General features: G+C 69.5%; 8 protein-coding genes and 2 pseudogenes. 5 read left to right on the top strand and 5 right to left on the bottom strand.

Annotation, left to right across the window (positions count from 1 at the left end):
• Positions 1-192: pseudogene (locus L810_RS30125) on the bottom strand (hypothetical protein); the annotation flags it as partial.
• Positions 193-333: 141 nt separating this feature from the next.
• Here L810_RS30125 and L810_RS30120 point away from each other — a divergent pair.
• The 3 genes from L810_RS30120 to L810_RS30110 all read left to right on the top strand — a co-directional run bounded on the left by L810_RS30120 (position 334) and on the right by L810_RS30110 (position 1,940).
• Positions 334-582 carry a hypothetical protein gene (locus L810_RS30120; RefSeq protein WP_021162008.1) on the top strand — a complete coding sequence of 83 codons (249 nt, stop codon included), beginning with the start codon at positions 334-336 and terminating at the stop codon, positions 580-582.
• A 362-nt stretch (positions 583-944) separates the two neighbouring features.
• Entirely contained in the window at positions 945-1,376 is a 432-nt protein-coding gene (locus tag L810_RS30115) for a CBS domain-containing protein (RefSeq protein ID WP_021162006.1), read from the top strand.
• 57 nt (positions 1,377-1,433) lie between these two features.
• A complete protein-coding gene (locus L810_RS30110; protein ID WP_021162005.1) occupies positions 1,434-1,940 on the top strand; it encodes a PRC-barrel domain-containing protein in 507 nt (168 codons plus the stop codon).
• 21 nt (positions 1,941-1,961) lie between these two features.
• Here the strand turns inward: L810_RS30110 and L810_RS30105 are convergent, their stop codons facing one another.
• Positions 1,962-2,573, bottom strand: a complete 612-nt coding sequence (locus L810_RS30105) for a DUF4142 domain-containing protein (protein WP_042976745.1) — start codon at positions 2,571-2,573, stop codon at positions 1,962-1,964.
• A gap of 381 nt (positions 2,574-2,954) precedes the next feature.
• Positions 2,955-4,946 carry a hybrid sensor histidine kinase/response regulator gene (locus L810_RS30100; protein ID WP_021162003.1) on the bottom strand — a complete coding sequence of 664 codons (1,992 nt, stop codon included), beginning with the start codon at positions 4,944-4,946 and terminating at the stop codon, positions 2,955-2,957.
• 381 nt (positions 4,947-5,327) lie between these two features.
• Between L810_RS30100 and L810_RS30095 the strand changes: the two genes are divergently transcribed.
• On the top strand, positions 5,328-6,365 hold the full coding sequence (locus tag L810_RS30095) for a sigma-54 interaction domain-containing protein (protein WP_042976744.1): 1,038 nt from the start codon (positions 5,328-5,330) through the stop codon (positions 6,363-6,365).
• Positions 6,366-6,423: 58 nt separating this feature from the next.
• Here L810_RS30095 and L810_RS30090 read toward each other — a convergent pair whose 3' ends face one another.
• Positions 6,424-8,223 (bottom strand): methyl-accepting chemotaxis protein, encoded by a 1,800-nt coding sequence (locus L810_RS30090; RefSeq protein ID WP_021162001.1) that lies wholly within the window; start codon positions 8,221-8,223, stop codon positions 6,424-6,426.
• 355 nt (positions 8,224-8,578) lie between these two features.
• Positions 8,579-8,833: a DUF3562 domain-containing protein gene (locus L810_RS30085; RefSeq protein WP_021162000.1), complete on the bottom strand. Its 255-nt coding sequence runs from the start codon at positions 8,831-8,833 to the stop codon at positions 8,579-8,581.
• A gap of 553 nt (positions 8,834-9,386) precedes the next feature.
• Between L810_RS30085 and L810_RS49655 the strand changes: the two are divergent.
• A pseudogene (locus L810_RS49655) lies at positions 9,387-9,719 on the top strand (hypothetical protein); the annotation flags it as partial.

Below are 9,719 nucleotides of genomic sequence, written 5' to 3'. Positions count from 1 at the left end.
CTGCGCGCGCGCCGGGCCGTCGTAGACGGTACGGTTCAGTTCGCGCATCTCGTCCTTGCCGTCGAACATGCGCCGCTCGGGCCGGTAGACCAGCGATTCGCGTTTCCACGTGTCGAAGCGCTCGCGCACGTGACCGAAATCGCCGCCGCATACGTTCGCGTCGTAACGTATCCTTTCCCTGGATGCATCCATCACGTTGTCCTCTCGTTCCCGCCGACGGCGCGTGCCGCGTGGCCGCCCCCCGTCCGCCGCCCCCGGCGCGCAAGCGCCGTACCGCCGATGCATGACGGGCACGGCGCTTGCGCCTTCAATCGTCATCAAGGAGGTTCGACCATGACCGTTCACGCCCCCGGCCGCCACCACGCCGTGCCACCGGCTGCCGGACTGCTCTGGCTCGCCACGTCGCGCCCGCCGTCGAAAGACAAGACGGAGGAGCGCATCGACGAGGGACTCGAGGAGACGTTTCCGGCCAGCGACCCGCCCGCCGTTGGCGGCGCGACCCGTATCGATCCTGCCAGGCCGTCCGGCGAGCACGAACGCCGCGCGCCGCACGTTCCTTCCCCGCCCCGCGATCACGGCTGACGGCGGCACCCGGCTCGCGCTGCGCGGCGGCGCAGCGGCGCGCCGGAGCAATCCGGAGTAGATCTGATGAAACGCCTTGAACGCAGATGGCATGAAATCAGCGGCGCCGCCGGCGTCGCGGCGCTGGCGGCAATCGAAAGCGCAGTGGTGCTCGCGATCGTCGCGATGACGGGCATCGGCCACTGACACCTGTACGGCCCGTTCGCGGCTTGCGCCGTGGAAGATGTACAAGCGGGCTGGCAAATTTCTCCGTCGCATGGCCGTCGAGGCCCGGAGTGTGTCCCGGCGCGTGCCCCGGCGTGTGAGTTACGCGCGCGGCACGCCATCTGCTTGCACATCGTCCCGCTCACGAAGGAGGCTTCATGTATCGCGTCACCGAGATCATGTCGCGCGACGTGGTGTGCGTCGCGCCGACCGACACGATTCGCCACGCGGCCGAGCTGATGCGGCGCTTCGATATCGGCGTACTGCCCGTTTGCGACGGCGACGAACTCGTCGCGATCGTGACCGACCGCGACCTTGCGGTGCGCGGGCTGTCGCACGGCCATTCGTTCGATACGCCGGTGCAGGCGGTTGCGTCCATGCCCGTGCAATGGTGCGTCGAGGACGACGGTGTCGGCGACGTCCAGCAGCGGATGGCCGACGTGCAACTGCATCGATTGCCGGTGCTCGACCGTCACCGGCGGCTGGTCGGCATGGTGTCGCTCGGCGACATCGCGACGCGCGCGGGCGGCCCCGAGCGCGACGAACTGGCCAATACGCTCGAGGACGTGTCGCTGCCGCGCCGGCGCTGACCGGCGCCGTTCATATCGGCGACCCGCCCGGGTGCCGCTTCGACCAGGAGGTGTTCGATGACAACCGACAGACCGTCGCGCGACGACACGCGCATCGTCGGCAACGACCGCCGCACGGCCGGCGGCGGGCCGGGGCCCGACGTGATGGCCGCCCGCACGCTCGAAGGCGATCGCGTGCTGACGATGGACGGCGACGACATCGGCCAGATCGACGACATCATGCTCGACGTGCGTTCCGGCCGCATCGCGTATGCGGTCGTTTCGTCACGCGGCGAGCCGGGGATCGGCGACAAGCTGCTCGCGGTGCCGTGGAACGTACTCGTGCTCGACGTCGAGCGCCAATGCTTCGTGCTGCCCGTGGCCACCGAACGGGTGCGCGAAGCCCCCGGCTTCGACAGGAATCGCTGGCCGGCAATGGCCGATCCGGACTGGGCCGAGGCGCTGCACGCATACTACGGCAGTTCGCCGTACTGGCTCCTCGAGGAAGGCGAAACGGCGCTCGACTCGCCGCCGTACGAGGCGTCGCCGGAAGGTCCGGAAGGTACGAAAGGCGGCAAGCGGTAACGCGATCGTCGGTCACGCCGGTCAGTGCGCGGCCGCCACCGTCCGTTCGAGTTGCCGGGCGGCCGCCAGATGCGCGTTGAGCATCGGCAGCGTGTTGGCCGCGAACGCGCGAAGCTGCGGATCGCGGCCGTTCCGTGCCTCCGCTTCGTAGAGACGGATCGCCGCTTCATGCGCGCGCGGGCCCGCCAGCGCGACATAGGCCGTGTCGAACGCGCGCCCTTCCCTGGTTCTCAATGCCGTGACGGCCGGATCGACGAGCATCCGCGACTGCACCGGCAGGCCCTTGGCCGCCCCGAGTTGCTGCAATTCGCCGGCGATCCGTCGATGATCGTCGACCATCCGGCGCGCGAACGCCTTCACGTCCGGGTTCGACGAGCGGTCGAGCGCGAGCTGGCTGGCCTGCCGCTCCACCTTGCCGATCATGCCGGCCTTGTCGACGAACTCGGCATCGATACCGGTCGGCCGCTGCGTCATGCCGGCCTCGTCGGCCGTCGTGCCGGGGCGGATCACACCGGGCCCGACCTGCGCCGACGAAGCGGGCGACGCCTGGGCCGGCGGGAACGCGACGGCCAGCAGGCCGACGGCCGCGGCCAGCACGGTCGCCGCCGGCCGGCGGGTTCGGTTTGCTTTCATCGCGACCTCCGTGTGTCTCGATCGAACGCGCCGGTCGCGCGAGTTCCCGTCACGCCGGGCGCCGCTCCACGCAGTGTTGCGCCTGCCCGAGCGTCGAAAAACGGCCGGCAATGATGGTGTCCATGTCGATCCCTCCTGCCCGGCAAAGTACCGGGTCGGGCCGCGCGCACGCGGCGCGCGACCGGCCCGGTGCTTTGCCGGTGCGTCACGTTGCTTCCGGCGGATCTGCCGCCGGTCGAGTACGCCGCTCACGCAGCCGACGTCGTGCACGACGCAGACCGCGATCGCGCGCCGCCGTTCGTCGGATACGTTGCCCGTCAGTTCGGCCACACGATGGCGAACCTGCACGTCGATAGCGCCGGATGCCCCGGCTACCTGCCGCTACCGGTCATGCGGGTTCCGATCGTGCCCGGCATCCGGCGCGACATCGGCGATCACGCTCGCCAGCGTCGGCATGTCCACCGGCTTGCACAGATACGCGTCGAAGCCAGCGGCCATCACGCGGTGCCGGTCGGCGTTGCCGGCGTGCGCCGTGACCGCGACGACGGGCAGACGCCCGCTGCCACCCGGCAAATGACGGATGCGGTCGAGCAGCCAGAAACCGTCGCCGTCCGCCATCGCGAGATCCGACAGCACGACGTTCGGCGCATCCTGTTCCACCACTTCGAGTGCGTCGTGCCCCGATTGCGCGGTCGACACCTGCGCGCCCATCGTTTCGAGTGCCGCGGCGAGGCTCGCGCGCGAGGTCGCGTCGTCGTCGACGACGAGCACGCGCCGGCCGTCGAGCGCTACCGTATCCGGCGTGCCGGCCGCGTGCAGCAGGTCCTCGGCAGGATCGTCGGCATCCCACCGGGCCGGCAGCGTGACCGTGACGGTCGTCCCGCGCCCGGTGCCCGCGCTCGTCGCGACGACCTCGCCGCCGTGCAGTTGCGCGATGTTGCGCACGATCGACAGGCCGAGCCCGAGGCCGCGCCTCGGCGATGCGAATGCGCGTTCGGGCCGGCTGAACGTCTCGAACAGGTGTGGCAGGTATTCCGGCGCAATGCCCTGGCCCGTGTCGGCGACCGACAGCCGCACGCGCTCGCCGGCCCGGGTCAGCGACACGACGACGCGGCCGCCGGACGGCGTGAACTTGATCGCGTTCGACAGCAGGTTCGACAGGATCTGGCGCACGCGCTCGCGATCCGCCGGAATCACGCAGGTCGCCATTTCGTACTTCGTCGACAGGTCGAGCCCGTTCGCCTGCGCCGTCGCGTCGAGTTCCCGCATGGCATCGCGCACGATCAGCACGAGATCGACCGGCACGCGCTCGAGGCGCAATCGGCCCGTCGCCAGCGACGACGCGTCGAGCAGGTCGGCCACCATGTGCGACAGCGATCGCGCGCTGCGGTCGATCGCGTCGACCGCCTGTTGCGCGAGCCCTTCGCCGTCGACGTTGCGCAGGACCTCGACCCAGCCGTAGATCACGTTCAGCGGCGTGCGCAGTTCGTGCGACACCGTGGCGAGCAGTTCGTCCTTCAGCCGGTTTGAAGCGTCCGCCTGTGCGCGTGCGTCGCGTGCGCCGCGCAGCGAGCGCATGGTGCGTCGCTCGCCGCGACGCCGTTCGTGCGCGTCGCGCAGCGTCATCGACAGCCCCGTGCAGTCGCCCCGCGCATCGACGATCGGCGACGCGGCGAAAGTCGCGCGAAAGCGGCCGCCGTCGCGTCGCACGCACAGCACGTCGAGCGGACCGACCGGCGCACGCAGCGTCGCGAACGATCGGGGCAGCGGATGCCGCCGCAACCAGCGCGGCGCGATCAGTTCGGCGACGTCGAGCCCGATGGCCTGCGCCGCATCGATGCCGAAGATCTGTCGCGCGGCCGGGTTCCAGCTCGTGATCCGGTGTGCGGTATCGACGCCGACGATCGCGTCGGGCGACGCGTCGACCACCCGGCGCAGCAGGACGTCGTCGGGTACGGGCACGCGCGCGGCCGGCGAAGGCTCGCCATCCGGCTCGCGGGCACCGGCGTCGCTATCGTCATGGATTTCGCGGAGACGATCGCTCGCGAGCAGCGGCTTCACGGCCATCACGAGCACGCACTCGACGAAGCTGATCGCGACGAACGCGCCGGCTTGCTCGAGCAGCGTGGTCAGCGGCGCATTGCGCCACCAGAGCGCGCAGATCACGGCCACACTCGCGGCGGCCGCGACCAGGCCGCCGCCGAACGACGCCAGCCATGCGACGGCCGCAACGCCTGCATAAAAAGGCAGCGGCGCAAATGGCGCGTGCTCGCCGACGACGCGAACCGTCCACGCCTGCAGCGCGGACGCTAGCCCGACGGCCAGCACGACCCATGCACCCTGCCGTAACAGCTCACGGGTCAGGGTCCTCATTGCATCCTTGCCTCGCGCCGGCTCCCGTCGCACGGCGTCATGCCGCTTGTCGACCGACCTGCCGTCGAGCGTGCCGGGCGAGCCTGATGGCACCCGCAAGCGACATGCCCGATGCGTGTTTCAGGCGCCCGGCCGGCGCCAGCCAGCCTGGCTGCTCCTAAGGCCGCGGCCGGTCGGGCTCCGGCTGGTATCGAGGTACGCATCGGCACAAGGCGTCGCGACCGTCTTTTTCATCGGCGCCCTGTAAAAAAGCACCGATGTGCCCCTGGATCCCGGAAGTGCCGCGATTCGTGCCGTGAATCGATGGCCTGTTTCTTCCGCCCCCGCTACACACATTGGAAATTTCTATTCCGAGGCACCTTCGTGGTCGTTTCGATGTCGATGATAAATATTGCAATCAACGGAACGGGTGATGCCGATTTTCAAAACGACCCGCTAATGCCGATGGGAGATACCGCAAACCGTTCGAAGCAGCGTGCAGACGGCCGCCGTTTGTCGGGCCGCTCGTCCGCGGTGCGCACGCTGCTCGGCCGCATCGAAAAAATTGCGCCGACCCGCGCCAGCGTGATGATTGCCGGCGAAAGCGGGGTCGGCAAGGATATCGTCGCGCGCCGGCTGCACGATCTCAGTGCCCGACGGGACGGCCCGTTCGTGCCCGTGAACTGCGGCGCGATTCCGCCCGATATCGCCGAATCACAATTGTTCGGGCACGAAAAGGGCAGCTTTACCGGCGCGATCGCGCAGCGGGAGGGTTTCTTCGAAGCCGCGCGCGGCGGCACGCTGCTGCTCGACGAGATCGCGGAAATGCCCGCGTCGCTGCAGGTGAAGCTGCTGCGGGCGATCGAATCGAATGCGATCGTCCGGGTGGGCGGCACCGAGCCGATTCCGCTCGACGTGCGCATCGTGTCGGCCACGCGCCACAACCCGGCCGAAGCCGTGCGCGACGGCCGGCTGCGCGAGGACCTGTTCTATCGCCTCGCCGCGTTCGCGCTGTACGTGCCGCCGCTGCGCCAGCGCGACAGCGACGTCGAGACGATCGCGCTGGAGTTTGTCGACACGCTCAACGCACGGCACCACGCGCACAAGCGGCTGACCGACGCAGCGATCGCGGCACTGCGCGCGTATTCGTGGCCCGGCAACGTGCGGGAGCTGCACAACACGATCGAGCGCGCGTACATCCTGTCGGACGAAGGCATCGACGTCACGCTGCCGAAGCCGGCGGTGCCGCCCGAGCGTCTGTCGGAGGACACGATGGCGTTGCCGCTCGGCGCGACGCTGCACCATGCGCAGCAGCGCTTCATCGCGGCGACGCTGCGCCACTTCGACGGCAACAAGCCGCGCGCCGCGAAAGCACTCGGCATCAGCCTGAAAACGCTCTACAACCGGCTCGCGCTGATGCGCGACAACGGCCGCTCCTGAGCGGCGCGGCCGTATCGCCCGCGCACCGCATGCCGCGGCTGCGCGTGGCGCAACATGATTACGCGACCTTGAACCGCCCGACCGTGGTCGCGAGCGCGTTCGCCTGCGACTGCAGCGCGGTCGCGGCGGCGGTCGACTGTTCGACGAGCGCCGCGTTCTGCTGCACCATTTCGTCGAGCTGCGTCACGGCGCGATTCACTTCCTGGATGCCGCGCGTCTGCTCGTTCGCCGCGTGCGTGATCTCGGAGATGATCGTCGTCACGTTCGCCACGTTGGAGACGATCTCGCGCATCGTATCGCCGGCCTGACGCACCTGCCCGGACCCGGCCGACACGCTCGCGACCGTCGATTCGACCAGCACCTTCACTTCGCGTGCGGCCTGCGCGCTGCGCTGCGCGAGGCTGCGCACTTCCTGGGCGACCACCGCGAAGCCGCGGCCCTGCTCGCCCGCGCGTGCCGCTTCGACGGCCGCGTTCAGCGCGAGGATGTTGGTCTGGAACGCGATCCCGTCGATCACGCCGATGATGTCGCCGATCCGGCCCGACGCTTCCTCGATCTTCTCCATCGTCGCGACGACGTCCGACACGACCACACCGCCGTGCGATGCGATCCGCGATGCCGCTGCCGCGCGTTCGTCGGCCTGGCCGGCGGCGGCCGCCGACTGGCCGACGGTCGCGGTGATCTCTTCCATCGACGCGGCCGTTTCCTCGAGGCTCGCCGCCGCCGATTCCGTGCGCGACGACAGGTCCTGGTTGCCCGCCGCGATCTCGTTCGCGGCCGTGCGCACCGATTCGCTCGCATCGCGGATCTCGCGCATCACGTCGTTCAGCTTGTCGACGAAGCTGTTGAACGAGCGTGCGATGTCGGCCACTTCGTCACGGCCGTCGGCCGGCAGACGCTGCGTCAGGTCGCCAGCGCCCGAGCCGATCGCGGCCATCGCCTGGCGCACTTGCGACAGGCGGCGGAACGCGGTCGCGGTGATCGCGCCGATGATCAGCGACGCGACGCCGACGATCACGAGCAGCGTGATCAGCGAAGCGGTCAGCAGCGAGCGCATCCCGGCCGTCGCCTCGTTCTTGTCGAGCAGCACCAGCGCGTACCAGTCGGTGCCCGGCACGGGGCGCGCGCGCACCAGCTTCGCGTCGCCGCCGACGCTCACCTCGACCGGCGCCGTCGCGGCCGCGATCGTCGCGCCGTTCGTCGCGCCGAGTTCGGGCGACACGTCGGCGACCGGCTTCAGCGTGAGCTTCGGGTCCGGGTGCGCGACCACGTGGCCGCTGCTGTCGATCAACATCCCGAAGCTCGCGGGCGTCGGGTGGATCGACTTGACGTTCGCGATCACGGTGTCCATCGCGACGTCGGCGGCGACGACGCCCTTCAGCGTACCGTCGCGCAGGATCGGCACCGCGAACGTGACGACGAGGTTGCCCGTGCCGGCATCGACGTAAGGCGGCGTGACGACCGGCTTGCCGGCCTGCGCGGCCTGCTTGTACCACGGGCGGCCGGTCGGATCGTAGTCGGGCGGGATGCCGGTCGGGTCGGAGAAGTGGAACGCCTTGTCGGCGTAGCCCGCATAGACGTTCGTGAAGCCGCCGGCCGTGGCCATCTGCTTGAACACCGGCAGCGGATCGGGCGTCAGCGCGGCATCCTGCAGCGACGCGATCATCCGGCTCCGGGTGGCGACCCAGTCGGCGATCCCGACCACGTGTCCGCTTGCGACGGAGGTCAGGTTGCGGTCGATCGCGTCGTCGTTGTACGAGCGCGCGATGAAGTAGTTGATGAGCGTGGTGGCGACGAGCGCGAATACGACGATGGCGACGCACGCGGCGAGGATGCGGGCGCGGATGGACGAGAACATGGCAACGACTCGGTAAGGGAGCGCGAACGCCCGGTGGACGAATTCACCGGGTAAACGGCAATCGCGCCGCTTACTTGAGGCTGCTGTGACAATTCCGTGAAACGTCTGATGAAACGCAATGCCGAGCGTCAGCGGATCGTTGGCAAATCGTCAGGATGAGTGCGCCGTCCTGCCCCACGCGCGTACGCCGCCGGGACGCGACGGCGGTACCTGCGAGCGCGGGCAGGAGGCGTCTGAAAGGAGGTTGAGGCAGGCCGGTGCTCTGTCGACGGATGCATGCGTGTCGATTGGAGCCCGGCCGTGGCGCGGCGACGGATCGCGCCGCGCCCGCGCCACCAGTCGCGGCGCGCGTCCGTTACAGGCGGTGGCCCGGACGGGGATCGGCTTCCGCGGGCGGCCCGTCGGCCCGCGTGTCGTTGGCGAATTCGTCCTGCCTGCGCATCCGTTCGCGCAGGTGCCGGATCGCGAACACGTGGATGTAATCGTGCACCCGCGCGTCGGACGACAATGCGCGCACTTCGTCGTCGAGCATCGCACGCAACTGATCCGCGCCGATCGCGCGCTGCCTGGCGGCTTCCTTGAGTGAATCGAGCAAATTGTCCTTGGACATCGACGGACTCCTGACAGTCGAGGAACGAAAAGAGGAAGGTACTGGAAGCTTAAAGACTGAACGGCCGCGCGGCGTGCGATGCGCCGGCACGTGTTTGCGCGCGATCAACGGCACATTGCGTGCCGCCGTGCCGATTCGTCCCCGAACCGGCTGCGCAAGATTCGCGGCGCAAGCGGCCCGCGAACGAAACTGGAAACCTGCCACGCCACCCCGGGGCGCGGCACCGGCGGCGGGCGAACGATGGGACGCTGCTCCACGCCGATGCATTGGCGAACTTAGACCGGCCGAAATCATGCGTCAAGCGCGCTCCGCCACGCACCTGCCATTCGTCGGAACGAACGGGCCGGATCGTCGCCCGGACGGCCGATCCGGCGCCCCGCGTGTCAGCGGATTCCGATACGCGCCGCGCAATCCCTGACAGCGACTTCAGCGCACGCTGCTTGGCAGGGTACTGGCGCCCCACGATACTGGTGACATGGACGAAACGTTCATACAGGTCATCGCTCAGCCGGCCGTCGAGCCGGCATGCGGGGCCTGGCGCAGGAGACCAACCATGGCACATCGCAACTTACCGGGCCGGGACGGCCAACGGCGCGCGTCGGGCAAAACGCGCGCCCAGGCCGCCCGGGCCGTGCCGACCGGCAACCGTCCGTCGAGCAACACACGCGCCCTGCCCGCCCAGGCCGTGCCGGCCGGCAACCGTCCGTCGGACGATATCGACACCTTGCTTGCGCTTGCTCGCGAAGCCGGATTGCTCGTCACGCTCGACGGGCAGATCGGCCGAGAGAAGTACCAGAGCGTCGCGGGCTCGGTTCTCGCGCTGCAACGGTTCGCCGCGGCACTGTGCGCACGGGCCGCACCCGACGCGCCGGCCGCGGTCGAGGCA

The organism is Burkholderia sp. AU4i, from assembly GCF_000466765.1.
Lineage (GTDB): Bacteria > Pseudomonadota > Gammaproteobacteria > Burkholderiales > Burkholderiaceae > Burkholderia > Burkholderia cepacia.
This window is presented reverse-complemented; position numbering and strand designations above follow the sequence as displayed.